The sequence below is a fragment of the Nostoc sp. CCY0012 genome (assembly GCF_963920855.1).
In the GTDB taxonomy this organism is placed as follows: Bacteria; Cyanobacteriota; Cyanobacteriia; order Cyanobacteriales; family Nostocaceae; genus Cyanocohniella.
The window spans coordinates 1-275 of the sequence record NZ_CAWUDM010000267.1 but is presented as its reverse complement, the minus strand read 5'-3'; the positions used below and the strand labels follow the sequence as shown (position 1 = coordinate 275).

Genomic DNA, 275 nt, shown 5'->3' with positions numbered 1-275 from the left:
TGTTGATATTCAAAGCCTGTTGATAATTGCGCCGTGCTTCTTCATATTCTCGCAAATTTTGGGCAACTATTCCCAAGTGGTGGTATGTGCCGGCTTGGGAATAGCGATCGCCATATTCGATAAAGATATTCAAAGCTTGTTGATAATTGCGCCGTGCTTCTTCATATTCTCGCAATTCTAGGGCAACATATCCCAAATTTTGGTATGTGCCGGCTTGGGAATAGCGATCGCCATATTCGATGTTGATATTCAAAGCCTGTTGATAATTGCGCCGT

Annotated in this window: 1 protein-coding gene; it reads right to left on the bottom strand. The window is 42.9% G+C overall.

The genetic code is table 11. The annotated features are described in order from the left end of the window. On the bottom strand, positions 1–275 hold a 275-nt coding region (locus ACM0OS_RS29085), incomplete at both ends, for a tetratricopeptide repeat protein (RefSeq protein WP_414546636.1).